Consider the following 25,942-nt stretch of genomic DNA (forward strand, 5'->3'; position numbering starts at 1 on the left):
GGTAGGCGGGGCCTTGGCGGCTCTTCTGGTACTGACGCCGGCTGCGGCCGAGGCGCGGCCGCTGCGGGTGCTGTCGCTGGATCAGTGCGCGGACCAGTATGTTCTGGCCCTGGCGTCCGAGGCCGAACTGGCCCTGTCGTCGCGTGCAGACGATCCGGATTCCTGGATGCGTGAGGCGGCGCGCGGCCGGCCTCGGGTTCGGCCGACGCTGGAGGCGGCGATCGGGTTCCAGCCTGACGTCGTGGTTCGCTACTGGGGCGGGGAGCCGCGCCTGTTGGCCGCCTTGGAAAAGCGCGGGGCGCGGGTGCTGAACATTGACGACGCCACGGACATGGCCGGGGTCCGCGAGAACCTGAGGGCCGTATCGCAGGGTCTGGGGCAGGAGGCGCGGGGCGCGGCGCTGATCGCCCATATGGATCGGCGGCTGGCCCAGGCGGCCGGTGGTGGGCGCGGGCGCGAAGCCGTCTATGTCACCCCGGGCGGCTATACGACCGGGTCAGGGTCGCTGATCGATTCCATCCTGAAGGCGGCGGGGTTCCGCAACGGCGTGACCGGGCCGGGCTACCAGCCGCTGGGGATCGAGAGGATCGCCTTGGCGCCGCCAGCGCTGTTCGTGCGGGGGTTCTTCCAACAATGGCGGGCCGACTGGCGCGGGCCGGGGCGGCACCCCGTGGTGGCGCGCGCCGCGCAGGGGCGGACGGTGGCGGACCTGCCAGCCTCGACGCTGAGCTGCCCCGCCTGGTTCGCGGCGGACGCGGCCGCCCTGCTGGCGGAGGCCGCGCGATGAAGCGGCATTTGAGCCTGAACCTGGGGCTGGGGGCGACGATCCTGCTGGCCCTGGTGGGGGCGGTGCTGTTCGGCGAGACGGCTCTGTCGGCGGCCCAATATGGGCAAGCCCTGGCCGATCCCGCATCCGGGCCGGGCGAGGTGCTGTGGCAGGTGCGGGCGCCGCGCGCGGTCTGCGCCCTGATGGTCGGGGCGGCCCTGGGGCTGGCGGGGGCGGTGCTGCAGGGTCTGTTGCGGAACCCGCTCGCCGATCCGGGCGTGCTGGGCGTATCGGCGACGGCGGCGCTGGGCGCGGCGGGGGCCATTGTGCTGGGAGCGGCGGCCATACCCGGGCTGGTCGAGAGCGCGGCTCTGGTCGGTGCGGCGCTGGCGGGCTTGCTGCTGGTCGCCGTCGCCGCCAGGGTGCGGGCGCCCGAGGCGCTGATCCTGTTCGGGGTGGCGCTGTCGAGCTTTGCCGGGGCGCTGACGGCCCTCATTTTCAACCTGTCGCCGTCGCCCATCGCCTCGGCGGAGGTAATGAACTGGCTGCTCGGCTCGGTGCAGAACCGCAGCTGGATCGACGTGGCCTGGGTCACGCCGGCGCTGGTCGTGGCCGCTGTCTTTGCGGCGGGGGCGTCGCCGGGCCTGAGAATGCTGACCCTGGGCGAAGAGGCGGCGCGGGCGTCGGGCCTGTCGATGGGTCGGATGCGGATTCTGGCCCTGATCGCATCGGCGGTCGCGGCGGGGGCGGCGGTGGCCGTGGCCGGCGTAATCGGCTTCGTCGGTCTGGCGGCGCCGCATCTGGTGCGGGCGGCGGTTCGCGGCGATCCCGGGCGGCTGTTGTGGCCCTCGGCGCTGGCGGGCGGACTGATGCTGGTGCTGGCCGATCTGGCGGCGCGGCTGATGCCGACCGATCAGGAATTGAAGCTAGGCGTGTTCACGGCTCTGGTCGGAGCGCCGCTGTTCGCCTTGATCGCCTGGCGCGCGGCGCGGGAGTGGCGGTTGTGAGCGCCTTGCTGGAGCTGGACGGCGCCGTGGCGCGCATGGGAGCGGCGACGGTGCTGGACGGAGTCAGCCTGTCGGTCCGCGCGGGCGAAATGGTCGCCCTTTGCGGGCCCAACGGGGCGGGCAAGTCCAGCGCGGTGCGTGCGGCGCTGGGGCTAATGCCTCTGCATGGTGGCGCGGCGAAGCTGGGCGGTGAGGACGTAGACCGCTTGTCAGAACGCGAGCGGGGCGCGCGGGCGGCCTATCTGCCGCAGGAACGGCATATTGCCTGGAACCTGCCGGCCATCGAGGTGGCGGCCTTGGGTGCGCCCTTCCTGTCAGGCGCCGACGCGCTGGATCGGGCGCGCAAGGCGCTGGACGAGGTCGGGGCCGGGCATCTGGCCGAGCGCGGCGTGGCCGAGATGTCGGGCGGCGAGCGGGCGCGGGTGCTGCTGGCGCGGGCGCTGGTGGTTCAGGCGCCGTTGTTGCTGGCGGACGAGCCCATCGCGGGGCTGGACCCGGACGCGCAGTTGCTGGTGCTGGAGCGTCTGAGGGCGCGAGCCGATGCTGGCGGTGGCGTCCTGGTCAGCCTGCACGACCTGACGCTGGCGGCGCGGGTGGCGGACCGGGTGATCGTGCTGAACGCCGGACGCGTTGTCGCCGACGGCTCGCCTATCGAGGCCCTGTCGCCCGCCGTGTTGCGCTCGGCCTTCCATCTGGACGGGATCTGGGTCGAGGCGCCGGACGGGCCGCTGCTGGCGGCGCGGAGACTTCTCCAAGTCTGATTGGCGGACCACTATGATAGTGGCCCGCCATCCTTGTCTCAGGGCTGATAGGAGCGCGGACCGCTGTTGGGCGGCGTGCCGCGCGCAAGGTCGGCGGACGGCGTGAGCGGGGCTGAGCCGCCGTTCAGGCGGGCGCGATAGACCTGCATGTTTTCCATCACCCGCATCATGTAGTTGCGCGTCTCGGTGAAGGGCGCGCATTCGATGAAGTCGATGGGGTCGACCTGATTGCTGCGCGGGTCGCCGCAGCGGGCCACCCATTGCGGCGGACGGGCGGGACCGGCGTTGTAGCCGACCGTCGCCAGCAGAGGCGAACCGCCGAAGTTGTTGATCAACTCGCCCAGGTGGTAGCTGCCCAGGCGCATATTGACGTCCGGATCCCACAGCTGTTCGGGAGAAAAGGGGATCCCCATGCGGCGGGCCACGCCCTGTGCGGTGGCGGGCAGGAACTGCATCATGCCGCGCGCGTCGGCGCCAGAACGCGCCAAGGGGTCGAAGCTGGATTCCTGGCGCGTGATGGCCAGGGTGAACTCCAGCGGGGCGGCGCCTGAGGCCTGAGGTGGAATACGGATGGGATACATGCGCTCGGGCATGACGAAGCCGCGCTGGCTGGCGGCGCGGCCGACCATCATGGAGCCGAACTGGTCGCCATAGCCCTGCATCAGGTCGAACAACTGGGTCAGGTCGTAGGGCGAGGGAAGGGTGTCGTCGAGATGGTAGGCGAAGACCCGCATCAGGGTCTTTTCGCCCGCCGCGCCCAGGATGAGGGTGGCGCGGACGACCTCATTGCCCTCGAAGCGGTTGACGTCTTCCGGCGTTGGGGCGGGTTCGCCGGGCAGGGTCAGGGTGGTGATCCCCGCCTTTTCAGCGGCCAGTTGGCCATAGAAGGTCTGCCAGTGCTCGGCCCCGGCCTGATACCAGCGCTGGGCGCCCGCGCGGTCGCCGCGGCCCTCGGCGGCGCGGCCCAGCCAGTAGAGGGCGCGCCCCTGGGTGATCGGTGTGGAGGAGCTGTTGCGCAGGACCTCGAAGTGTTGGGCCGCGGTCGCGGGGTCGTTCAGCTTGGTCAGGGCGACCCAGCCGGCGAAGAACTCGGCGTCCACCTTGCGCTCACCTGAGGGGAAACCGTGACCGTTCATGGCGGCGTAGGCGGCGCGGGGATTTCCCTGCTGCAGGGCGTCCAGGAAGTAGTTGCGGCGCTCGGTCCACAGCGTGTCCTGACCCTCCTTGTGTGAGGGCGCGGCGGGGAGGGCGGACAGCAGGGGGAAGGCCTCGGACTGGCGGCCGGCCGAGCGCAGCAGGCGCACGCGCTCAAGCACTACGGCCGGGTCGTTGGCGACGGCAGGGCTGAGGCCGGCCACGAGGGCGTCGGGCGAATAGGCGGTGCGGAGAGCCATGACGGCGTTGGCCACGCCCTGACGGTCGGCAGGGACCATATAGACCATGGCGCGCGTCGCTGGACCGTGCGGGCCGAGCAGCAGCATGTTCAGGCGCGCGACGTGGTCGTCCGCGTTCAGCCAGCCGCCCCAGCGATTGGCGATGACGGACTGCTGGGCTTCTTCAAAGGAGCGGTTGCGCCACCAGTCGCGGATCAGGTCCTGCGCTTCGCGACGCTGGCCCTTCTGCTCCAGAGCACCGGCCAGGGCGATGGCGCCCTCAGCCGTCGTCGGCGCCGTGCCGTTGAAGAAGGCGATGATGGTGTCGGGCGAGGCGTTGGCCAGATTCAGCGCGCGCTCGCCCGCCGCACGACGCGAATCACCGCGCGGCCAGTTGGCGAGGTCGGTCTGGGCGCGCGCCAGGTCGGCGTAGGAAAGTTGGCTGTCGGAGGTGTCGACCAGGGCCCATTCGACCAGCTTCTTCGCCGTGGGGTCGGAAATGCGGCTCATGACCGACTGCGTGCCAATCACGTCGCGAGCGCGGGCCGAGGCCAGGCCTTGCTGGAACAGGGCCATGTCCTGGCCGCTGATGACGCCATTCTGGCTGGACGCATAGGGCGCAGGCGTACTGTTCAGCACGTCCTGGGTCGGCGGAGTCAGAATCGCCAGGGCGGCGGCCACGGTCGTCGCGATCATTAGATGTCCGATCCTCATTCATCACTGGTTGCGGCCGAGCGGCGGGCAACCTACGCTCCCTGCCTCTTCAAAGGGCGGCGTGCCGCCCGAAACTCCGCGCAGGTAACTTGTTTCAATGACCGCCCCCTTGTTCAAGGGCGTGATCACCGCCTTGATCACACCTCTTCGTGACGGAAACGTGGACGAAGGGGCTTTTGAAAAACTTCTGGAACGTCAGATCGCTGCTGGCGTCCATGGCGTGGTCCCGGTCGGCACGACCGGCGAAAGCGCCACCCTGAAGATGGACGAGCATAAGCGCGTCATCGAGCAGTGCGTAACCATCGCGGCCGGCCGCGTGCGCGTGATCGCCGGCGCCGGTTCGAACGCCACGCATGAGGCAATCGAGCTGTCGGCCTTCGCCAAAGAGGTCGGCGCCGACGCGACCCTGGTGGTGACGCCCTATTACAACAAGCCGTCTCAGGAAGGCATGATAGCCCATTTCGAGGCGATTTCCGACGCCGTTCAGATCCCCATGCTGCTGTATAATGTTCCCAGCCGTTGCGGCGTCGATCTGTCGAACGAGGCGGTCGCGCATCTGGCCAACAATCCGAACATCGTCGGCATCAAGGACGCCACCAGCGACATCTCGCGGGTCAGCTGGATGCGCAGCCATATCAACGGGCCGTTCGACCTGATCAGCGGCGACGACGCCACCTGGCTGGGCTATGCCGCCAGCGGGGGCGTGGGCGTGATCTCGGTGACGTCCAATGTCGCGCCGGAAGCCATGGTCGCCATGTACAATGCGGTCGCCGCCGGCGATTACGCCACGGCGCGAACCTGGCAGGACCGCCTGATCAACCTGCACAAGGCCCTGTTCCTCGACAACTCCCCGTCGCCGGCCAAGTACGCCCTGGCGAAGTTGGGTCTGTGCAGCGAGGAGGTCCGCCTGCCGCTGTCGCTGACCCGTGACGCCGTCAAGCCGCAGATCGATCAGGCCATGGTGGAAGCCGGAGTCGCCTGATGTCCGCTGATGCGCCCAGGAAGGTGATCGCCGAAAACCGGCGCGCACGCTTCGACTACTTCCTCGAAGACTACATCGAGGCCGGGATCCAGTTGCTGGGCACCGAGATCAAGGCGCTGCGCGACGGTCGGGCCAATATCGCCGAGAGCTATGCGGCGGTGGAGGGACGCGAGATCGTCCTGATCAACTCGGACATCCCGCCCTACAAGCAGGCTAACCGCTTCAACCACGAGCCGCGCCGCCACCGGAAGCTGCTGCTGCACCGCAAGCAGATCGACAAGCTGATCGGCGCCGTCCAGCGCGACGGGCGGACGATCATCCCGGTGCGCCTGTATCTGAACGAAAAGGGCAAGGCCAAGCTGGAGATCGCTCTGGCCAAGGGCAAGAAGCTGCACGACAAGCGCGAGGCCTCGGCCGAGCGCGACTGGCAGCGCGACAAGGCCCGCCTGATGCGCGACAAGGGCTGAGTTTGCGGTTCCGCTTTGCGGCGGGACCGACGCGCGATAAACGACGATTTCATGGGGCGCGTCTTGCGGAGTTCACGGTGAAGATAGCCGAACGCTGGTTCGTTATGGCGGGCGTCGCCTTGCTTGGCGGCATCGCTGTGGCCGGTCTGGTCGTGGCCATCTATGCGGCGTGGGTGCTGCATGACATGCCGGATGCGTCAGAGCTGGCGGATTACCGTCCGGCGACGGCGACACGCGTGTTTGCGGGCGACGGGACCTTGATCGGCGAGTTCTCGGACGAGCGGCGCATCTATGTCACCTATGATCAGGTGCCGGATCAGGTGATCCACGCTTTCCTGGCGGCGGAAGACAGCCACTTCTTCCAGCACGGCGGCATCGACGTGTCCGGTATCGGCCGGGCCATGTTCAAGAACGTCTTCAATGTCGTGTCGGGGCGGCGGCTGGAGGGCGGTTCGACCATCACCCAGCAGGTGGCCAAGAACGTCCTGCTGACCAACGAATCCAGCCTGAACCGCAAGCTGAAGGAGGCGATCCTTTCCAGCCGCCTGGAAGCGACCCTGACCAAGGAACAGATCCTCGAACTGTACCTGAACGAGATCTACCTGGGCTATCGCTCCTACGGCGTGGCTTCGGCAGCCTACAACTATTTCGGCAAGTCGCTGAACCAGCTGACGCCGGACGAGGCGGCCTTCCTGGCGGCCCTGCCGAAGGGCCCGAACAACTACAATCCCAAACGTCACCCCGAGGCGGCCAAAGGCCGTCGTGACTGGGTTCTGGGCGAGATGGCCGACAACAAGTGGCTGACGCAGGAAGAACTGGCGACGGCTCTGGCCCGCCCGCTGAACACCCGCGCGGCGCCGCGTCGCGCCGAATACGCCGACGCCGACTTCTTCGTCGAAGAGGCCCGTCGTCGCGCCATCGGCCTGTTCGGTCAGGAAGAGGTCAACCGCGGCGGCTACTACATGCGCACGACGCTGGACCCCAAGCTGCAGTCCGCCGCGCGGGACGCCCTGATGAACGGTCTGGAGCGCTATGACCGCCGCCACGGCTGGCGCGGCGCCTGGGGCACGACTGATTTTGCGCCGGGCTGGCAGGCCGAGGCGCTGAAGAAGAACACGCCGCCCGAACGTCGCACCTGGCAGGCCGCGGCCGTCGAGAGCGTGGTTGGCAACAATGTCCGCGTCCGTTCAGCCAAGGATGACCGCACCGGCTCTCTGATCGTCTCTGACGCAGCCTGGGCCAACGCCAACCGCCCGCTGAAGCGCGGCGATCTGATCTTCGTCGAACCGCAGGGCGGTCAGTTCGCGTTGAAACAGGTGCCCGCCGTGAACGGGGCTCTGGTGGCGATTGAACCCCAGTCTGGCCGCGTCCTGGCCATGGTCGGCGGCTATTCCTACGCCCTGTCCAGCTTCAACCGCGCAACCCAGGCCAAGCGTCAGCCGGGCTCTGCCTACAAGCCCTTCGTCTATGCAGCGGCGCTGGAAGGCGATTTCAACCCGGCCAGCATCGTGCTGGACGCGCCGATCAGCTTCCCCGGCGGGGCCAATGGCGGCCGCTGGACGCCCGAGAACTACAGCCGCCAGTATTATGGCCCGCAGTCCCTGCGTCGCGGTTTGGAGCTGTCGCGCAACGTCATGACCGTGCGCCTGGCGCAGGCGGTCGGCATGAAGAACGTGGTCGATCTGTCCAAGAAGATGGGCGTGGTCGACGACATGTCGCCGAACCTGGCCATGTCGCTGGGGGCAGGGGAAACCACGCCCTATCGCATCACCGCCGCCTACGCCGCCTTCGTCAACGGCGGTCGCCGGGTGGATCCCTATCTGATCGAGATGGTTCAGGACCGGAACGGCCAGACCATCCACCGCGCCGACCGTCGCCAATGCCGCGATTGCAGCCGTGGCTTCAGCGGTCAGGAGTCGCCTCGCCTGCAAGATCGCGGGACCCAGGTCATCGACCCGATCACTGCCTATCAGATGAGCTCGATGTTGGAAGGCGTCATCCAGCGCGGCACCGGGGCCGGGGCGCGCAGCCTGGGCCCCTGGGTCGGCGGCAAGACCGGCACGACCAACGAATACCGCTCGGCCTGGTTCGTCGGCTTCTCCAGCGACATCGTGGTTGGCGTCTTCGTCGGCTTTGACGACAACCGCTCGCTCGGCGGCGGCGAAGCCGGTGCAGCGACCGCCGTGCCGATCTTCACCGACTTCATGACGGTCGCCCTGAAGGAACGCCCCGCGCGGCCCTTCGTGCGCCCCAAGAACGCCGTCTTCCGCACGGTCAACGGCATCGAGGAAGCCTTCCGTCCGGGCACCGAACGTCAGATCCGTGAAGAGGCGCCGCGTCCGGTTCAGCCAGTGGGTCCGCTGAACTATAACGACGTGATCCGCCGCGAGCAGGAGGCTGCGCAGGCCCCTGTGGCCGCCGCGCCGGCGGTCGTCGCACCCCCGCCGCCGAAGAAGCAGCCCGCCGAGGACTTGAGCGGGCTCTATTGAACCTCTAGTTAGGCCCATTAATCCGGCGCGCCTGTTCGCAGGCGCGCCGTTTATTTTCGTTGCTTTCCCTGTCGGTCCGCACGCGGTGCGGCCCTGCTTAAGGTAAGGCGTTGTTTCGCAGGAGATTGCGATGAGACCGGATGTCGAGGCCATGAAGGCCGACATCGAGCAGAGCGCCGCTCTGCTCAGGAGGCGTCTTTGACTGGGATGTCTCGCTTCGAAAACTGGATGAGCTGAACGCTCGGGTCGAAGATCCGACCCTTTGGGACAACCCCGAACAGGCCCAGGCCGTCAGCCGCGACCGCTCGCGTCTGGAAGCCCAGATCAACAGCGTCCGTGAACTGGAAAGCGCCCTGGAAGAGGGCGTCATGCTGGCTGAAATGGCCGACGAGGAGGGCGATGAGGCCACCCTCGAGGAGGCCCGCGAGCAACTGCGCGGCGTCAAGGACCGCGCCGCGCGCGCCGAACTGGAAGCCCTGCTGTCCGGCGAGGCCGACGGCAATGACGCCTATCTGGAAGTGAACTCCGGCGCCGGCGGCACCGAGTCCAACGACTGGGCCGGGATGTTGCTGCGGATGTATTCGCGCTGGGCCAAGGCCCACGGCTATGAGGTCACCATCGAGGCCATGGAAGAGGGTGAACAGGCGGGGGTCAAGTCGGCCACCATCTTGATCGAAGGCCCCAACGCCTATGGATGGCTGAAGTCGGAATCGGGCGTGCACCGTCTGGTCCGCATCAGCCCCTATGACGCGGCGGCCAAGCGGCACACCAGCTTCGCCTCCATCGGCGTCTCGCCGGTCGTGGACGATACGATCGAAATCGACATCAACCCGTCAGACGTGCGCACCGACACCTATCGCGCGTCCGGCGCGGGCGGCCAGCACATCAACAAGACCGACTCAGCGGTGCGTCTGACGCACATTCCGACCAATACGGTTGTCGCCTGTCAGGCCGGCCGTTCGCAGCACCAGAACCGCGACATGGCGTGGAAGATGCTGCGAGCGCGTCTGTACGAACTGGAACTGCAGAAGCGCGAGGCGGCGGCTCAGGCCCTGGCGGACGCCAAGACGGATATCGGATGGGGACACCAAATCCGATCCTACGTCCTGCAGCCCTATCAGATGGTCAAGGACCTGCGGACCGAGGTCGAGACCTCGGATACACAAGGGGTTCTGGACGGCGATCTGGACGCCTTCATGGGCGCAGCCCTGGCCGCCCGGGTCGGCGAGACCCGCGACGGGAACTAAAAAAAGGGGCGGCCGGCGGGCCGCCCCTTTTCATATGTGCGAGGCGCCGGATCAGACGGCGGGCTTGGCTTCCGCCTTCTCAGCCTTGGGCGCGGAGAGAGCCGCCGGCTTTTCCGGGGCGTCCAGCATGTTGGCGCCTGGGGTGTCGCGCTTGGCCTGGGTGCAGCGGCCCTGGAACCAGGCGCCCTGTTCGATCGACAACTGCTCCTGGGTGATGTCGCCCTCAATGCGGGCGGTGGCGAACAGCTTGACCTGCTTGGCGACGATGGCGCCCGAGACGCGACCGCGCACATCCAGAACGTCAGCGTGGACCGTGCCTTCAACCGAGCCGCCTTCACCGATAGTGACGCGCACGACCCGGATGTCGCCCTTGAGCGAGCCGTCGACCTGAAGCTCGCCTGCGCCCGAGATGTTGCCTTCATATTTTACGCCGGACGACAGGGTCGACAGGCTGGACGAACGCGAACTGGCCGCCGGGCGCGAAGGCTCGGTCGGGCGGGGCGCTGCCGGTGCAACTGAGGGCGTGGCGGCGGGCGTCGATTCCGGTGCGGGCGGAATGCCCATGCCGCTGGACGGGCTGTTATCGAATGGCTTGCTCTTGTTGAACATGGTGCTCTCCGCATCTCGCCAGCAAGGCCGGCCTAATCCTACTGTAGCCCCTTGGCGGGCAGTTAGGGTCAGGTCGATGCAGGAGGCAAGCTTGGCCTGAACGCATTTCCACCGATCAGAGAGACTGGGCCGCTTCCAGCACCTGTTCGGCGTGGCCCTTGACCTTGACGTTGCGCCAGACGCGGCGGACCAGACCCGCGCCGTCGATCAGGAATGTGGCGCGTTCGACGCCCATATATTCCCGGCCATAGAGCTTCTTCATGACCCAGACGCCGTAGGCCTCGCAGACGACGCCGTCCTCGTCCGAGCCGAGAATGACCTTGAGATCGTGCTTGGCCTTGAAGCGGTCGAGCTTCTTAACCGCATCGCGTGAGACGCCGATGACGACAGCATTGGCGGCGCCGAACGCATCGGCCAGGGCCGAGAAGTCCAGACCCTCGGTCGTGCAGCCGGGGGTGTCGGCCTTGGGATAGAAGTAGAGGACGACCGACTTGCCCTTCAGGCCGGCCAGCGTGACGCGGGCGTCGCCGTCGGTGGCGAGGTCGAACGCAGGAGCGGTCTGGCCTTCGGTGATGTCGGTCACGGTTGTTCTCCCTGTAGAGGCGCTGTGAAGTCTGTCGTCATTTTCGGGCCTGCTTCGAGCATCGAGAAGCACCGACGCCGTTATGCCCGCTGCGGGCTTTTACTCGACCAGCGAGCGTCTGGATCCCTGGCACAAGGCCGGGGATGACGCGAACCGTAGGGGCGGGCCTAGACAGGCTTGACCAGGACGATCTTCTTCTTGCCGGCGGCCAGCTTCAGCACGCCGTCGGCGTTGACGTCGGAGGCCTCGATCAGGCGCGCGCCGTCAGCGATGGCTTCGTCATTGAGACGCAAGCCCCCGCCCTGGGCCAGGCGACGAGCCTCGCCGTTGGAAGTGCTGAGACCGGCCTTGGTGACGACGGCGGCGATCATGGCGCCGATCACCTCGTCGCGCGGCAGCTCAACGGTCGGCAGGTCAGCCGAAAGCTGGCCCTTTTCGAAGGCGGCTTCGGCGGCGGCGCGAGCGGCGTGGGCGGCCTCCGAGCCGTGCAGCATGGAGGTCGCGGCGTCGGCCAGGGCCTTCTTGGCCTCGTTGATGCCGGCGCCTTCCATGGCTTCGTAAAGCGCGATCTGGTCCAGCGGCAGGTCGGTGAACAGGCGCATGAAGCGACCGACGTCCGCGTCCTCGGCATTGCGCCAGAACTGCCAGTAGTCATAGGGGCTGAGCTGCTCGGCGTTCAGCCAGATCGCGCCCTGAGCGGTCTTGCCCATCTTGCCGCCCGAAGCGGTCGTCAGCAGCGGCGTGGTCAGGCCGAAGGAGGCCTTCTGATCGACGCGGCGCACCAGATCGACGCCCGAGGTGATATTGCCCCACTGGTCCGAGCCGCCCATCTGCAGCGTCACGTTCAGCGAACGGTTCAGCTCCAGGAAGTCCACCGACTGCATCAGCATGTAGTTGAATTCGAGGAAGGTCATCGGCTGCTCGCGCTCGAGGCGCAGCTTGACCGAGTCGAAGCTCAGCATCCGGTTGATGGTGAAATGCGTGCCGTAGTCGCGCAGGAACTCGACGTAGCCGAACTTGGACAGCCAGTCGTTGTTATCGACCATGACGGCGTCGGACGGGCCATCGCCGAAGGTCAGGAACTTCTCGAACACGGTCTTGATCGAAGCGATGTTGGCCTGGATCGTCTCGTCGTTCAGTTGCGGGCGCGAGGCGTCCTTGCCGGTGGGGTCGCCGACCTTGGTCGTGCCGCCGCCCATGAGGACCACGGGCTTGTGCCCGGCCTGCTGCAGGCGGCGCAGCATCATGATCTGGATCAGGCTGCCGACGTGCAGCGACGGCGCCGTGGCGTCGAAGCCGATATAGGCCGTCACGATTCCCGTCGAGGCGGCCTCGTCCAGCTCCACCGGGTGGGTCACCTGATGGATATAGCCGCGCGATTGCAGGGTTTTGAGGAAGTCGGACTTGAAGGCTTGGTCGGTCATGGACGGCTCCGTAGCAGGGATGCCGGCGGCCGTCTTCCTTGTCGAGGAAGTCGCACCGCCAGCGAAGGCGGCACGAGATCGCGGCCGCTCGCTAGCTCAGCGAACGGTAATACAGGCCGGAAAGGGCGCGGGCGGCGATCATGGGCGCTAGCTACGGCGTGCGTGACGTGGCAGTCAACCCGCCATGACGACCACCTCCTCGACAAAGACCCTTCGCGTGCTCGGTTTCATGACCGGCACCTCGCTCGACGCCGTCGACATGGCGGTGATCGAAACCGACGGCGAAAACATCATCAGCTTCGGCCCCGCGGGCGAGATGAAGCTGGACGCCGAGACGCGCGCCATCATCGAGGACGCTATCGAGGACGCTCTGGACTGGGAGCGTGACGAGGAAGAACCCGACAGCTTCGAGGACGCCCGCATGGCGGTGGCCGACGCCCATCTGGCGGCGGCGCTCAGCTTCATGGCGGTGAACGGCGTCAAGGCCAGCGCCCTGGATCTGATCGGGGTGCATGGCCAGACGGTGCTGCACGAGGCGCCGACGCCGGACTTGCCGGGGCGCACGGTGCAACTGATCGACGCCCTGAGCGTGGCCGAGGGGCTGGGCGTGCGCACGGCCCATGATTTCCGCAGCGCGGACGTGGCGGCGGGCGGGCAGGGTGCGCCCCTGGCGCCGGTCTATCACGCGGCTCTGGTGCGGAAATCGGGCCTGAGCGGGCCGGTCGCCGTGCTGAACCTGGGCGGGGTCGGCAACATCACCTTGGTCCGCGCTGACGGCGGTCTGGAAGCTTTCGACACCGGCCCGGCCAACGGCATGGTCGATTTGCTGGTCCAGTCGCGCGGCAAGAAGCGCATGGATGAGGGCGGCAAGCTGGCGGCGGCGGGGACGGTCGATCAGCCTGTTCTGGCCGCCTATCTGGCGCATCCGTATTTTGCAGCGACGGGGCCGAAGTCGCTGGACCGGTTCGACTTCTCGCTGGACCCGGTGGCGGGGCTGTCGCTGGAGGACGCGGCGGCGACGCTGACGGCCTTTGCGGCCGAGGCCGTGGCTCTGGGCGTGGCGCGCTGTTCCGAGAAACCGACCAAGGTCGTGGTCTGCGGCGGCGGGCGGCATAATCCGGTGCTGCTGGCGGCGATCCGCGAGCGCGCGGGCGTGCCGGTGACGACCGCCGAGGACGAGGGCTGGCGCGGGGATTCCATCGAGGCCGAAGCCTTCGCCTTCCTGGCCGCGCGCTGTCTGCTGGGCCTGCCGATCAGCTTCCCCGACACGACGGGCGTGCCTGAACCGATGACGGGCGGCCGCATCGTGGAGCCCGGCGAACAGTGAACCTGATGCAGTCCCAGCGCTTCTGGGGCGTCGCCAGCGGCATGGCGGCGGGCGCCTTGTGGGGGCTGGTCTTCCTGGCGCCCAAGGTCGCGCCCGAAGCCTCGCCCATGATGCTGACAGCGGGGCGCTATCTGGCCTACGGCCTGATCGCGGCCCTGTTGATCGCGCCACGCTGGCGACGGGTCGCGACAGTGCTGGACTGGAAGGCGTGGCGGGCGCTGGCTTGGTTGAGCCTGGCCGGCAACATCGTCTATTTCGTCTTTCTGGTGGTCGGCGTCCATTTCGCCGGGGTCGGCGCCTCGGCCCTGATCGTCGGCATGGTGCCGGTCGTGGTAGCGCTGTGGGGGCTGAAGGACAGGGACTCGCCGCCGCTGGCGCGCGTGGCCCCGCCCATCGCGATTGCGGCCCTGGCGGTCGGCCTGATCGGTTGGGAATCCCTCAGCCGAGGCGGCGGCGCGGGTCAGGACGGGGTTCAGACCCTGATCGGCTTGGGCTGCGCGCTGGCGGCCCTGCTGTCGTGGTCCGCCTTTGCGGTCGGCAACAGCCGCTGGATGGGGCGTTTGCCGGAAATCTCGCCACATGACTGGTCGCTGTTGACCGGAGTGGTGACCGGCGGGTTCGCGCTTTTGTTGGCCATCCCGGCGGTCCTGACCATGGGCGTCTGGTCGAGCGAAGGATGGCTGCGCTTCATCGGCGTCAGTTTCACCGTCGCCGTTTTCGCCTCTATCATCGGCAACGCCTTCTGGAACCAGGCCAGCCGCCTTCTGCCCCTGACCATGCTGGGCCAGATGATCGTGGCTGAGACCTTGTTCGCCTTCCTCTACGGCTTCCTGTGGGAAGGGCGCGGGCCGACTGTGGTCGAGATCATCGCCATGATCCTGATGGTCGTCAGCGTCGTCTGGTGCGTGCGTGCGCACCGCCCGGCGGCGATCGCTGCGGCGGAGGGCGAGCATTAGTCGAACGACGTAATTCTGCCTGAAATCTACAGCTTCAATCCTGAAAGGGGAGAGGCTGATGATAGCTTTCGTATTTGTGCTGGCCTTGGTTCAGGCCGGGCTAGCAGCGCCATCTACCGTGCTTGATGCCGAAGCACGCGCCAAGATCGCGCCTGTCTTGGCGGTCCTCGCAGACGAACAAAAACGTCAGACTGAAGCGCCGCCGCCAGCTGACGATACAGAACGCTTCCTGCGGATGTATCGGTTGGATCAGATCGGCCGCAAGGCCATGCAAGACGTTGATCTGAGCGACCTGCCTTTGGATCAGGCAAAGGCGGCTGAGGGCGCCATGTGGGCGGCGCAAAGTGCTGTTGATGACGCCAATCTCGACGCCTTGCTGAAGATGCTGCCCTCCGAGGGGTGGTTCTATAAAAGCCTATATGGCGAAGGGCCGTCGCAGACCGCCTTTCTCATCATTCAACACTCTGACCTTGAGCAATGGCGTCGCTTCGTGCCGGTTCTCGAGCCGCTAGTTGCGACGGGCGAAGTCGATGGGCAGCAGTTCGGCCTGATGTACGACCGTCTGGCCATCAACGAGAACCGGCCCCAGCGTTACGGCACGCAGATGGCGTGCAAGGATGGCCGCTGGGTCATTGACCGCGAGAATCTTGAGGACCCCGTCAACGCCGACAAGCGGCGAGCCGAAATGGGTTTCCGCCAGACGCTGGCGGAGTACGAAACCAACTTCGCGCACTATCCGCCCTGCACCCCCTGAGGGCAGCGTTCTGAACGTCCCGGTCAGTTTCGCGTTCTAGGCACAGCGGACCGGGCCCCTCTGGCGACCCCTGGTCGTGATGTCGGGCCGCGCCGGTCGTCCGTTCGGGCGTCGGCGGCGCATGCGGTCCAGAGGCGGTGATGGAATTCCTGGCGGTCGAGTGGATGGGCAAGCCCGCGTGGATGTGGGCGGGCTTCCTGGCGGTCGTGGTCGCCTTGCTGGCCTTTGATCTGGGCGTCCTGCACCGCAAGGCGCATGAGATCGGGGTGCGCGAGAGCCTGCTGCTGTCGGCCTTTTATATCGGGGTCGCGCTGCTGTTCGGCGCCTGGGTCTGGGTGCGGCTGGGAGCGGACAGCGGGCTGGACTACCTGACCGGCTTCGCCATCGAGAAGAGTCTGGCGATGGACAATGTCTTCGTCATCGCCATGATTTTCAGCGCCTTCGGCATTCCACGCCTGCATCAGCACCGCGTGCTGTTCTGGGGCGTGCTGGGCGTCATCGTGCTGAGGGCGGTGATGATCGCAGCGGGGGCGGCCTTGGTCAGCCGCTACGAGTGGGTGCTCTATGTTTTCGCCGCCTTCCTGATCTTCACCGGGGGGCGGATGATGGCCACCAGTCCTGCCGAGGAAGCGGCCACCGGGCAAGGTCTGGTGAACTGGTTGAGGCGTCACATGCCGGTGACGGATCAACTGTACGGCTCGCGATTTTTCGTTCGAGAGAAGAACTCGGCCGGTCGCATGATCTGGCACGCCACGCCGCTCTTCCTGGCGCTCGTGACGATCGAGTTCGCCGACGTGATCTTTGCGGTGGACTCGGTGCCGGCGATCTTCGCCATCACGACAGACCCCTACATCGTCTATACGTCCAACATCTTCGCCATTCTGGGCCTGAGGGCGCTGTATTTCGCGCTGGCGGCGGTGATCCACCGCTTCGCCTATCTGAAGCAGGCGCTGGCGATCCTGCTGGTCTTTATCGGAGGGAAGGTCATCGCCGCGCCGTTTTTGGGGCTGGAGAAGTTTCCGCCGGCGATATCGCTCGGCGTGACGGCCGCCATCCTGGCCGCAGGGATTGCTTGGTCTGTATGGAAGACCCGGGCCGAAACCCGGGTCGACACATAAGGCCGTGGATCAGGCCGGCTTTTCTTCCAGACGCTTGTCCAGATAGGCGCCGACGCGACGCTCGACCGCGCCGACATGATCCTGCCAGAAGTGGGTCGCGCCCTCTTCCAGTTCGTAGTCGATGACGATGCCCTTCTGGGTGCGCAGCTTGTTGACCACGCGCTCGACCTCGACCGGCGGAACGACGGTGTCGGCGGTGCCGTGCAGGAAGAGGCCGGACGCCGGGCAGGGCGCCAGGAAGCTGAAATCATACATGTTCGAGGGCGGCGACACGGAGATGAAACCGTCCGTTTCCGGGCGGCGCATCAGAAGCTGCATGCCGATATAGGCGCCGAACTGATAACCGGCGACCCAGGTCTGGGTCGCGGCCGGGTTGTTGGTCTGCAGCCAGTCCAGGGCGGTGGCCGCGTCGGCCAGCTCGCCGATGCCGCTGTCGAACTCGCCCTGCGACTTGCCGACACCGCGCGAGTTGTAGCGCAGGGTGGCGAAGCCACGCTGGACGAACAGCTGGTGCAGGGTGACCGCCACCGGGTTGTTCATATGCCCGCCCGCCTTGGGGTGCGGATGCAGAATCAGGGCGATGGGCGCGTTGGGGCGCTTGCCAGGCGAGTAGCGGCCTTCGATGCGGCCCGAGGCGCCGGGAAGAATGACTTCAGGCATGGGTCAGCAGAATCCTGTCTTCAACTGTCGTTTCGCGAGCGGACAATACTTGACCAACGCAGTAGGACTTTCTAAGTCGAGCCAGCGTTGCGCACTTGTCTGTAAGGGCGCGGGTTCTAACACATGAGCCCCGAAAAGCGTGAAATTTTTGAGGGCTTTCTATGCGCCTGTCGACAAAGGGACGATACGCCGTGATGGCGATGGCCGATCTGGCGCGCAATGGCGCGGACCGGGCGGTGTCGCTGGCCGAGATCGCGACGCGTCAGGAAATCTCGCTCAGCTATCTGGAACAGCTGTTTGCACGGCTGCGCAAAAGTGGCCTGGTGAAGAGCGTGCGTGGTCCCGGCGGCGGTTATCGCCTGGCGCGCGAAGCCTGCGAAACGGCTGTGGCCGAGATCGTCCTTGCGGTGGACGAGCCGATCCGCGCCACCCGCTGCGTCGGCGCCGGATCGCCCAAGGGCTGCATGATCAAGGGCGAACGCTGCATCACCCACCACCTGTGGGAAGACCTGGGGCAGGAGATCCACCGCTATCTCGCCAGCGTCAGTCTGGATGACGTCATCCAGAACCGCACGGGTCAGGCGCGCATGGGGGCCGCCCCCGCGGCGGTGGGCATGGAGGCGGCGGCGTGAGCATTTACCTCGACTACAACGCCTCGGGTCTGGTGCGGCCTGAAGTGCAGGAAATCATGGCCAAGGCTCTGGCGGACAACGGCAATCCGTCGGCGGTCCACGCCGCCGGACGTCGGGCGCGGGCGCGCATCGAAACGGCGCGGGCGCAGGTGGCTGAACTGGTCGGGGCAGATCCGACCGCCGTGGTCTTTTCCTCGGGCGGGACGGAATCCAATGCTCAGGCCATCGTCAGCGCTTTGGCGGCGGGCTGCGAGCGGCTGATCGTCGGCGCGACCGAGCATCCGTGCGTGGCGGAGGCGGCGACGATGTCGGGCGCGCCGGTCGAGGTGCTGCCGGTCGATGAAAACGGCGTGGTCGATCTGGTCTGGCTGGCCGAGGCGCTGGCGCGTCCGGGTCGGGCGGTCGTGGCCATCCATCATGCGAACAATGAAAGCGGCGTGATCCAGCCTATCGCCGAAGCGGCGGCTCTGGTGCGCGCGGCGGGCGGCTGGCTGCACGTCGACGCCATCCAGTCGGCGGGCAAGGTTCCGGTCGACATGCGGGCGCTGGATGCGGACAGCCTGACCCTGTCGGCGCACAAGCTGGGCGGACCGCAGGGCGTGGGCGCGCTGGTGCTGAAGGAAGGCGTCGCCGCCGTGCGCATCCTGCATGGCGCGGGCCAGGAGCGCGGCCTGCGGGCCGGAACCGAGAACGTGCCGGGCATTACCGGATTTGGAGCAGCGGCGGATTGCGCCGCGCGCGATCTGGACGCGGCCATGGCGCACGTCGTCTGGCGTGATGCTGCCGAGGCCAAGGTCAAGGCCGCGGGCGCGACGATCATCGGCGGCGCGGTTGCGCGCCTGCCCAACACCCTGTTCATGGCCGTCGAGGGCTGGGATAGCCCGCAGCAGCTGATCACGCTGGATCTGGTCGGGGTGATGGTCTCGGCCGGCTCGGCCTGTTCGTCGGGCAAGGTGAAGCCGTCGAAGGCGATCAGCGCCATGGGCCTGGGCCATCTGGCGACCGGGGGCGTGCGTATCTCCGGCGGCTGGGGCACGACCGAGGCCGACTGGGACCGGTTCGCCGAGGCCTGGGTCACGGCCTGGAACAAGCATCAAGCGCGCCTGTCTGAGCGCGTGAAGGAAGTTGCGTAAGTCATGGCTGCTGTTAAGGAAACCGTCGAAGCTGTCGCCGCTCTGGAAAAATATGAGCACGGCTTCACCTCGGACATCGAAACGGAATATGCCCCGCGCGGCCTGAACGCCGACATCATCCGCTTCATCTCCGAGAAGAAGGGCGAGCCGGAATGGATGCTGGAATGGCGCCTGGCTGCCTATGAGCGCTGGCTGGCGATGGAGGAGCCGACCTGGGCGGCGGTGAAGTATGAGCCGGTCGACTATCAGGACCTCTTCTACTACGCCGCGCCGAAGCAGAAGGAGGGTCCCAAGTCGCTGGATGAGGTCGATCCCGAACTGCTGGCCGTCTACGCCAAGCTGGGCATTCCGTTGGGCGAGCAGGCTGTGCTGGCCGGCGTCGAGGGCGCGCCGCGTTATGCCGTGGACGCCGTGTTCGACAGCGTCAGCGTGGTCACGACCTTCAAGGCCGAACTGGCCAAGGTCGGCGTGATTTTCATGCCTATTTCCGAGGCCTTGCGCGAATATCCTGATCTGGTGCGTCAATATCTGGGATCGGTCGTGCCCGTGTCGGACAACTATTTCGCGGCGCTGAACAGCGCGGTCTTTTCGGACGGATCGTTCGTTTATATTCCGCCGGGCGTGAAATGCCCGATGGAGCTGTCGACCTATTTCCGCATCAACGCCAGCCAGACCGGCCAGTTCGAGCGGACCCTGATCATCGCCGACAAGGGCAGTTACGTTTCCTATCTGGAAGGCTGCACCGCGCCGATGCGCGACGAGAACCAGCTGCACGCGGCGGTCGTGGAGATCGTGGCGCTGGACGACGCCGAGGTGAAATACTCGACGGTTCAGAACTGGTATCCCGGCGACGCCGAGGGCAAGGGCGGCATCTATAACTTCGTCACCAAGCGCGCGGACTGCCGCGGTGATCGCTCGAAGGTGTCGTGGACCCAGGTCGAGACCGGCTCGGCCGTCACCTGGAAATACCCGTCCTGCATCCTGAAGGGCGAGGAAAGCTCGGGCGAGTTCTATTCCATCGCCATCACCAACGGGCATCAGCAGGCCGACACCGGCACCAAGATGATCCACCTGGGCAAGAACTCGAAGAGCCGGATCATCGCCAAGGCGGTTTCGGCGGGCAAGTCGGACTCGACCTATCGCGGCCTGGTCTCGGTGCACCCCAAGGCGACGGGCGTGCGCAACTTCACCCAGTGCGACAGCCTGCTGATCGGCAAGGAGTGCGGCTCGCACACCATCCCCTACATCGAGGCCCGCAACGGCTCGGCTCAACTGGAGCATGAGGCGACGACGACGCGTCTTTCGGAAGACCAGCTCTTCTACGCCCAGCAGCGCGGCCTGTCGGAGGAAGAGGCGGTGGCCCTGCTGGTCAACGGCTTCGTCCGCGACGTCATGCAGAAGCTGCCGATGGAGTTCGCCGTCGAGGCGCAAAAACTAGTGGCGATCAGCCTTGAAGGCTCGGTCGGGTAAAGAAGAACAATGCTCAAGATCAATAACCTTCATGTCTCTGTCGCTGACAAGCCGATCCTCAAGGGCCTGACGCTCGAAGTGCCGGCGGGCGAAGTCCATGCCGTCATGGGGCCGAACGGGGCCGGCAAGTCGACGCTGGGCTACAGCCTGTCGGGTCGTCCCGGCTATGAGGTCACGGACGGTTCCGCCTCGTGGAACGGTCAGGACCTGCTGGGTCTGGATCCGGCCGAGCGCGCGGCGGCGGGCGTCTTCTTGTCCTTCCAGTATCCGATGGAGATCCCCGGCGTGCCGGCCATGACCTTCATCCGCACGGCGCTGAACGCCCAGAAGCGGGCGCGCGGCGAGGAGGAGGTCTCGGCCCCCGCCTTCCTGAAGCAGGTCAAGGCGGCGTCGCAGGCGCTGAAGATGGACTTTGACATGCTCAAACGTCCTTTAAATGTCGGCTTCTCGGGTGGTGAGAAGAAGCGGATGGAGATCCTGCAGATGGCCCTGCTGGAGCCGTCGCTGCTGATCCTGGATGAGACGGATTCCGGCCTCGACATCGACGCCCTGCGCATCGTGTCGGAGGGGGTGAACGCCCTGCGCCGCGCCGACCGGTCGATGCTGGTCATCACCCACTATCAGCGCCTGCTGGACTACATCAAACCGGACAAGGTGCACGTGCTGGCCGCCGGTCGCATCGTCGCCTCGGGCGGGCCCGAACTGGCGCTGGAGCTGGAGGCGGAAGGGTACGACAAGTTCCTGCCGACCGCGGCATGAGCGCGGCGCCGCAGATCGACCTGACCAACGCCGAGACCTTTCCCTCGCGGCGCACGGAAGCGTGGAAATACAGCGACATGAAGCGCTGGCTTCGCGAAGCGCCTGAGCCATCCGGCACGGCGTTGGTCGGGGCGCCGGGGCCGTTCTACGACCTGGGCGGCGAGGCGATCGTCTTCGCCAACGGGCGTCCGGTCGGCGTCACGGACTTCATCGCATCAGGCGTCCAGACCCTGCGTCTGCGCTTCATTTCCGACGCGGTCGGCACCGGCCACACGGCGGCGGCCCGCATCGTCGCTCGCCCCGGCGCGCGCCTGCTGCTGCTGGAGACGCATGAGGGCAAGGGCTCGGCCTATGTGGCCCATAACAAGGTCGAGATCGACGTCGCTCGCGACGCCGAGGTCACGCGCATCGTCCTGATCGAGGAACCCGAGGACGCCATTTCGGTGACCAACGCCGAGGTGCGGCTGGAGGCCGGCGGTCGCTATCGCCAGACCGTGGTCACGACCGGAGCCAAGCTGCAACGCATCGAGACGCAACTGAGCCACGGCGCCGAAGGCGCTGACGCGCGTCTGGACGGTCTCTATCTGTTGAAGGGTTCGCGCCATACGGACCTGACGACCGTGGTCGATCATCGGGCCGCCGACGGCACGACCAGCCAACTGACCAAGGGCGTCGTTCACGACACCGCGCGCGGCGTGTTTCAGGGCAAGATCATCGTCGAGCGCGGGGCTGACGGCACCGACGCCCGCATGGCCCACAACGCCCTGATCGCGTCCGAGCGCGGCGAGATCGACGCCAAGCCCGAGCTGATCATCTATGCCGACGACGTGCAGTGCGCCCACGGCAACACGGTCGGGACGCTGGACGAGAGCGCGCTCTTCTACATCCAGCAGCGCGGCATTCCGGCCGACGAGGCCCGCGCCCTGCTGGTCCAGGCCTTCCTGTTCGAGGTCATCGACCGCATCGAGGATGAGGCGGCGAAGGAGGTTGTGCGCGCATGGCTGACGGCTCGCTTGTGAGAACCTTCGACCCCTACGCCGCACGGGCGCAGTTCCCGATCCTGTCGCGGCAGGTGAACGGCAAGCCGCTGGTCTATCTGGACAACGCCGCCTCGGCGCAGAAGCCGCGTGCGGTGATCGACGCCCTGGTGGCGTCGATGGAGGGCAGCTACGCCAACGTCCACCGCGGCCTGCACACCCTGTCGAACGAGGCGACCGAGGCCTTCGAGGCGGCGCGCGAGATCGTCGCCCGCTTCCTGAACGCGCCCTCAGCTGAGAACATCGTCTGGACCAAGGGCGGGACCGAGGCGATCAACTTGGTCGCCAACGGCATCGGCCTGAGCATCGAACTGGGCGACGAGATCATCGTCAGCGAGATGGAGCACCACTCCAACATCGTTCCGTGGCACCTGCTGCGCGAGCGCAAGGGCGCGGTGCTGAAGTGGGCGCCGATCAAGGACGACGGCTCGCTGGACATGGAAGCCTTCGCCGCGCTGCTGGGACCGAAGACCAAGGTCGTCGCCGTCACCCATATGTCGAACGTGCTGGGGACCATCAATCCGATCGCCGAGATCACCCGTCTGGCCCACGCCGCCGGGGCGCGGGTGCTGGTCGACGGGTGTCAGGGCGCGGTTCACGCGACGCCGGACGTTCAGGCCGTCGGCTGCGACTGGTACGTCATCACCGGCCACAAGCTGTATGGCCCGACCGGCGTGGGCGCCCTGTACGGCACGACCGAGGCTCTGGAAAGCCTGCCGCCCTATCAGGGCGGGGGCGAGATGATCGAGACAGTCGAGAAGGAGCGCGTGACCTACGCCCGGCCGCCGCATCGGTTCGAAGCCGGCACGCCGCCGATCCTGGAGGCTATTGGTCTGGGCGCGGCGCTGGAATGGCTGTCGGGTTTTGATCGACAGGCCGTGGCTGCGCATGAGATGGCGCTTTATGAGCACGCTCGCGCACGGCTGGCCGACGCGGACTGGCTGCGGGTCCTGGGCGAGGCCGAAGGGAAGGGCGCGCTGCTGACCTTCTCCGTCGAGGGCGCGCACGCCCATGACGTGGCCCAGATCATGGACCGTTACGGCGTGGCCGTGCGGGCCGGTCTGCACTGCGCCGAACCGCTGGCGAAAAGACTGGGCGTGACCTCGAGCACGCGAGCCTCCTTCGCCCTATATAACACCGTGGAGGATACAGACGCCTTCGTGGATGCGCTGATCAAGGCGCGGAACTTCTTCGTGTGATGAGTATGGACGCCAAGACCGACAACGCCATCAGCGACAGCGACGCCTTCGCCGCGACCTGGGACGAGCCGCAGAAGAGCGCCTTGTCGCAAGCCGAGCTGGACAAGCTGACCGACGACCTGATCGAGGCGCTGAAGACGGTGTACGACCCGGAAATCCCGGTCGACATCTATGAGCTGGGCCTGATCTACAAGGTCGATGTCTCCGACGACCGCGACGTCCTGATCGAGATGACGCTGACGGCGCCGGGCTGCCCCGTGGCCGGCGAAATGCCGGGCTGGGTCGAGGATGCGGTGAAGAAGGTCGAGGGCGTGAAGTCCGCGCGGGCCAACCTGGTGTTCGACCCGCCGTGGGACTCCTCCAAGATGAGCGACGAGGCCAAGCTGGCCCTGAACATGTTCTAGGGATGCGTCGATGACCGAGCTTCAGACCGCCGCCCGACCACGCCGGCCCCGGCCTAAGGCCGTGACCCTGACTGACGCCGCCGCCGCGCGCGTGCGCGAGATCATGGCCAATGCCGAAAAAGACTACATCGCCCTGCGCGTCGGGGTGAAGAACGGCGGCTGCGCCGGGCAGGAATACACCTTCGCCTACGCCGAACAGATCGAGCCGCTGGACGAGGTGGTCGAGGACAAGGGCGTCACCATCCTGATCGAGCCCAAGGCCGTGCTGTTCCTGATCGGCTCCGAGATCGATTACGAGACGACCAAGCTGGCCTCGAAATTCGTGTTCCGTAATCCGAACGAGACCGACGCCTGCGGCTGCGGTGAGAGCGTGACCATCATCCCCGCCGCCGCCCTGGACGCAGACTAAAATGATCCGACTGGAGGGTGTGACCCGGCGCTATCGCAGCGCGGCGGGCGAGCGTACGGCGCTGGACGCTGTTGACTTGACCATCGGGCGCGGCGAGGTGTTCGGCGTGGTCGGACGCTCGGGCGCCGGCAAGTCGACCCTGATCCGCGCCATCAACCGGCTGGAGACGCCCGACGCGGGCCGCATCTTTGTCGACGACCAGGAAATCACGGCGCTGAAGCCCGCAGAGCTGCGCGCCGCGCGGCGTCGGATCGGCATGATCTTCCAGCACTTCAACCTGCTGAACGCCAAGACCATCGAGGACAATGTCGCCTTTCCCCTGCGGCTGGAGGGACGGCCAGAGGTCGAGGTGAAGGCGCGCACGGCCGAGCTGCTGGAGCAGCTGGGTCTGGCGGAGCACGCCAAGAAGCATCCGGCTCAGCTGTCGGGCGGCCAGAAGCAGCGCGTCGGCATCGCCCGCGCCCTGGCCTGCGGTCCCAGCGTCCTGTTGTGCGACGAGGCGACCAGCGCGCTCGACCCGGAGACGACCGAGGACATCCTGACCCTGCTGGACGGGCTGAACCGCGATCTGGGTCTGACCATCGTCCTGATCACCCACCAGATGGAGGTGGTGCGCCGCGTCTGCGACCGGGTGGCGGTGCTGAAGGACGGCAAGATCGTGGAGCAGGGCGCAACCGCTGACGTCTTCCTGCACCCGCAGCATCCCGTGACCCGCGCCATGCTGGCCGAGGGCGAGGAGGCGTTCGACGCCTCGGTCGTGCCGGTCGGTGCGCGGTTGGCCAAACTGACCTTCCGCGGTCCCTCGACCTATGAGCCGGAACTGAGCCGCGTCGCGCGCTCGGTCGGCGTGGACTATTCGATCCTATCGGGTCGGATCAGCCGCATCCGGGGCGAGCCCTATGGCCAGTTGGTCGTGGCCTTCACCGGCGGCGACGCCGAGGCGGCGGTGGCGCAACTGACCGCGCGCGGCGTCATGGTGGAGGCGGCCTGATGTTCGAAAATGTCGATTGGGCCGAGATCGGCCGCGCGACCGTGGACACCCTGCTGATGCTGGGCGGGTCGCTGGTGCTGACCGTGATCCTGGGTGTGCCGCTGGGCGTGCTGCTCTATCTGTCGGGCAAGGGGCGGCTGGCGGCCAATCCGGTGCTGAACGCCGTGCTGTCGCTGATCGTCAACGTGCTGCGGTCGGTGCCTTTCATCATCCTGTTGATCGTCATGCTGCCGGTGACGGTGCTGCTGGTCGGGACCTCGCTGGGCGTGGCGGGGGCCATTCCGCCGCTGGTCGTGGGCGCTGCGCCCTTCTATGCGCGACTGGTCGAGACGGCCCTGCGCGAAGTCGACAAGGGCGTGGTCGAGGCGACCCAGGCCATGGGCGGTTCAACCTTCCAGATCGTGACGCGGGCTTTGTTGCCCGAGGCTATGCCGGGCATCATCGCCGGGGCCACGGTCACGGCTATCGCCCTGGTCAGCTACACCGCCATGGCGGGCGTGGTCGGTGCGGGCGGTCTGGGGGACCTGGCCGTGCGCTTCGGCTATCAGCGCTTCCAGACCGACGTCATGGTCGTGACCGTAGTTCTGCTGCTGATCCTCGTACAAATTCTGCAGATGATCGGCGACCGGCTGGTTGCTAAGGTCTCGCACCGTTGAGTTGAGAAGGCCCGC

The 25,942-nt window shown here is 66.8% G+C and carries 26 protein-coding genes; 21 read left to right on the forward strand and 5 right to left on the reverse strand.

The window, feature by feature from the left end; genetic code table 11:
* Positions 1-13: 13 nt before the first annotated feature.
* From HNP51_RS06040 to HNP51_RS06050, 3 genes are read left to right on the forward strand one after another with little or no spacing between them, the layout of a single operon-like run.
* Positions 14-787, forward strand: coding sequence for an ABC transporter substrate-binding protein (locus tag HNP51_RS06040; protein WP_221415754.1), 774 nt, complete (start codon positions 14-16; stop codon positions 785-787).
* Positions 784-1,773 (forward strand): iron ABC transporter permease, encoded by a 990-nt coding sequence (locus HNP51_RS06045; RefSeq protein WP_184268155.1) that lies wholly within the window; start codon positions 784-786, stop codon positions 1,771-1,773. The genes HNP51_RS06040 and HNP51_RS06045 overlap by 4 nt, the downstream gene beginning before the upstream one ends.
* On the forward strand, positions 1,770-2,534 hold the full coding sequence (locus tag HNP51_RS06050) for an ABC transporter ATP-binding protein (RefSeq protein WP_409360102.1): 765 nt from the start codon (positions 1,770-1,772) through the stop codon (positions 2,532-2,534). Before HNP51_RS06045 ends, HNP51_RS06050 begins: the two co-directional genes overlap by 4 nt.
* A gap of 38 nt (positions 2,535-2,572) precedes the next feature.
* Here the strand turns inward: HNP51_RS06050 and HNP51_RS06055 are convergent, their stop codons facing one another.
* Positions 2,573-4,603 carry a lytic transglycosylase domain-containing protein gene (locus HNP51_RS06055; RefSeq protein ID WP_260398356.1) on the reverse strand — a complete coding sequence of 677 codons (2,031 nt, stop codon included), beginning with the start codon at positions 4,601-4,603 and terminating at the stop codon, positions 2,573-2,575.
* 115 nt (positions 4,604-4,718) lie between these two features.
* On the opposite strand from HNP51_RS06055, the gene dapA reads away from it, so the two are divergent.
* The 4 genes from dapA to prfB all read left to right on the forward strand — a co-directional run bounded on the left by dapA (position 4,719) and on the right by prfB (position 9,806).
* Positions 4,719-5,603, forward strand: coding sequence for a 4-hydroxy-tetrahydrodipicolinate synthase (gene dapA / locus HNP51_RS06060; RefSeq protein WP_184268159.1), 885 nt, complete (start codon positions 4,719-4,721; stop codon positions 5,601-5,603).
* On the forward strand, positions 5,603-6,070 hold the full coding sequence (gene smpB / locus HNP51_RS06065; protein ID WP_184268161.1) for an SsrA-binding protein SmpB: 468 nt from the start codon (positions 5,603-5,605) through the stop codon (positions 6,068-6,070). Before dapA ends, smpB begins: the two co-directional genes overlap by 1 nt.
* Positions 6,071-6,174: 104 nt before the next feature.
* On the forward strand, positions 6,175-8,559 hold the full coding sequence (locus tag HNP51_RS06070) for a penicillin-binding protein 1A (RefSeq protein ID WP_184269091.1): 2,385 nt from the start codon (positions 6,175-6,177) through the stop codon (positions 8,557-8,559).
* Between the two features lie 130 nt (positions 8,560-8,689).
* Positions 8,690-9,806, forward strand: a protein-coding gene (gene prfB / locus HNP51_RS06075) for a peptide chain release factor 2 (RefSeq protein WP_184268163.1) whose coding sequence is annotated in 2 segments (ribosomal slippage) — positions 8,690-8,758 and positions 8,760-9,806 — 1,116 coding nt in all. Because the reading frame shifts where the segments join, the coding sequence is not laid out codon by codon here.
* A gap of 51 nt (positions 9,807-9,857) precedes the next feature.
* Here the strand turns inward: prfB and HNP51_RS06080 are convergent.
* From HNP51_RS06080 to tyrS, 3 genes are all read right to left on the reverse strand, one after another.
* Positions 9,858-10,415, reverse strand: a complete 558-nt coding sequence (locus HNP51_RS06080) for a polymer-forming cytoskeletal protein (RefSeq protein ID WP_184268165.1) — start codon at positions 10,413-10,415, stop codon at positions 9,858-9,860.
* Positions 10,416-10,530: 115 nt separating this feature from the next.
* Positions 10,531-10,998, reverse strand: a complete 468-nt coding sequence (gene bcp, locus HNP51_RS06085; RefSeq protein ID WP_184268167.1) for a thioredoxin-dependent thiol peroxidase — start codon at positions 10,996-10,998, stop codon at positions 10,531-10,533.
* A 167-nt stretch (positions 10,999-11,165) separates the two neighbouring features.
* Positions 11,166-12,422 (reverse strand): tyrosine--tRNA ligase, encoded by a 1,257-nt coding sequence (gene tyrS / locus HNP51_RS06090; RefSeq protein ID WP_184268170.1) that lies wholly within the window; start codon positions 12,420-12,422, stop codon positions 11,166-11,168.
* Positions 12,423-12,606: 184 nt separating this feature from the next.
* Between tyrS and HNP51_RS06095 the strand changes: the two genes are divergently transcribed.
* From HNP51_RS06095 to HNP51_RS06110, 4 genes are all read left to right on the forward strand, one after another.
* Complete coding sequence (locus HNP51_RS06095) at positions 12,607-13,749, forward strand: anhydro-N-acetylmuramic acid kinase (protein WP_184268172.1); 1,143 nt, start codon at positions 12,607-12,609, stop codon at positions 13,747-13,749.
* 5 nt (positions 13,750-13,754) lie between these two features.
* Positions 13,755-14,705 (forward strand): DMT family transporter, encoded by a 951-nt coding sequence (locus tag HNP51_RS06100; RefSeq protein ID WP_184268174.1) that lies wholly within the window; start codon positions 13,755-13,757, stop codon positions 14,703-14,705.
* A gap of 58 nt (positions 14,706-14,763) precedes the next feature.
* A complete protein-coding gene (locus tag HNP51_RS06105; RefSeq protein ID WP_184268176.1) occupies positions 14,764-15,459 on the forward strand; it encodes a DUF6624 domain-containing protein in 696 nt (231 codons plus the stop codon).
* A 140-nt stretch (positions 15,460-15,599) separates the two neighbouring features.
* Positions 15,600-16,577 (forward strand): TerC family protein, encoded by a 978-nt coding sequence (locus HNP51_RS06110; RefSeq protein WP_184268179.1) that lies wholly within the window; start codon positions 15,600-15,602, stop codon positions 16,575-16,577.
* A 9-nt stretch (positions 16,578-16,586) separates the two neighbouring features.
* Here the strand turns inward: HNP51_RS06110 and HNP51_RS06115 are convergent, their stop codons facing one another.
* Positions 16,587-17,237: an alpha/beta hydrolase gene (locus HNP51_RS06115; RefSeq protein ID WP_184268181.1), complete on the reverse strand. Its 651-nt coding sequence runs from the start codon at positions 17,235-17,237 to the stop codon at positions 16,587-16,589.
* Positions 17,238-17,398: 161 nt separating this feature from the next.
* Between HNP51_RS06115 and HNP51_RS06120 the strand changes: the two genes are divergently transcribed.
* The 10 genes from HNP51_RS06120 to HNP51_RS06165 are packed head-to-tail and all read left to right on the forward strand — an operon-like array spanning position 17,399 to position 25,927.
* Positions 17,399-17,869, forward strand: a complete 471-nt coding sequence (locus tag HNP51_RS06120) for an Rrf2 family transcriptional regulator (RefSeq protein WP_184268183.1) — start codon at positions 17,399-17,401, stop codon at positions 17,867-17,869.
* Positions 17,866-19,002, forward strand: coding sequence for a cysteine desulfurase family protein (locus tag HNP51_RS06125; RefSeq protein ID WP_184268185.1), 1,137 nt, complete (start codon positions 17,866-17,868; stop codon positions 19,000-19,002). Before HNP51_RS06120 ends, HNP51_RS06125 begins: the two co-directional genes overlap by 4 nt.
* A gap of 3 nt (positions 19,003-19,005) precedes the next feature.
* Positions 19,006-20,472, forward strand: coding sequence for a Fe-S cluster assembly protein SufB (gene sufB / locus HNP51_RS06130; protein WP_184268187.1), 1,467 nt, complete (start codon positions 19,006-19,008; stop codon positions 20,470-20,472).
* Between the two features lie 9 nt (positions 20,473-20,481).
* Positions 20,482-21,231 (forward strand): Fe-S cluster assembly ATPase SufC, encoded by a 750-nt coding sequence (gene sufC, locus HNP51_RS06135; protein WP_105564941.1) that lies wholly within the window; start codon positions 20,482-20,484, stop codon positions 21,229-21,231.
* Positions 21,228-22,250, forward strand: a complete 1,023-nt coding sequence (sufD, locus tag HNP51_RS06140; protein WP_184268189.1) for a Fe-S cluster assembly protein SufD — start codon at positions 21,228-21,230, stop codon at positions 22,248-22,250. Before sufC ends, sufD begins: the two co-directional genes overlap by 4 nt.
* Positions 22,229-23,467 carry an aminotransferase class V-fold PLP-dependent enzyme gene (locus tag HNP51_RS06145; RefSeq protein ID WP_184268191.1) on the forward strand — a complete coding sequence of 413 codons (1,239 nt, stop codon included), beginning with the start codon at positions 22,229-22,231 and terminating at the stop codon, positions 23,465-23,467. Before sufD ends, HNP51_RS06145 begins: the two co-directional genes overlap by 22 nt.
* Before the next feature lie 5 nt (positions 23,468-23,472).
* Positions 23,473-23,871 (forward strand): SUF system Fe-S cluster assembly protein, encoded by a 399-nt coding sequence (locus HNP51_RS06150; protein ID WP_114816506.1) that lies wholly within the window; start codon positions 23,473-23,475, stop codon positions 23,869-23,871.
* A 10-nt stretch (positions 23,872-23,881) separates the two neighbouring features.
* A complete protein-coding gene (locus tag HNP51_RS06155; RefSeq protein WP_184268193.1) occupies positions 23,882-24,280 on the forward strand; it encodes an iron-sulfur cluster assembly accessory protein in 399 nt (132 codons plus the stop codon).
* Between the two features lies 1 nt (position 24,281).
* On the forward strand, positions 24,282-25,271 hold the full coding sequence (locus tag HNP51_RS06160; RefSeq protein WP_184268195.1) for a methionine ABC transporter ATP-binding protein: 990 nt from the start codon (positions 24,282-24,284) through the stop codon (positions 25,269-25,271).
* Complete coding sequence (locus tag HNP51_RS06165; protein WP_184268197.1) at positions 25,271-25,927, forward strand: methionine ABC transporter permease; 657 nt, start codon at positions 25,271-25,273, stop codon at positions 25,925-25,927. Before HNP51_RS06160 ends, HNP51_RS06165 begins: the two co-directional genes overlap by 1 nt.
* Positions 25,928-25,942: the final 15 nt, after the last annotated feature.

It is taken from the genome of Brevundimonas bullata (genome assembly GCF_014207965.1).
In the GTDB taxonomy this organism is placed as follows: domain Bacteria; phylum Pseudomonadota; class Alphaproteobacteria; order Caulobacterales; family Caulobacteraceae; genus Brevundimonas; species Brevundimonas bullata_A.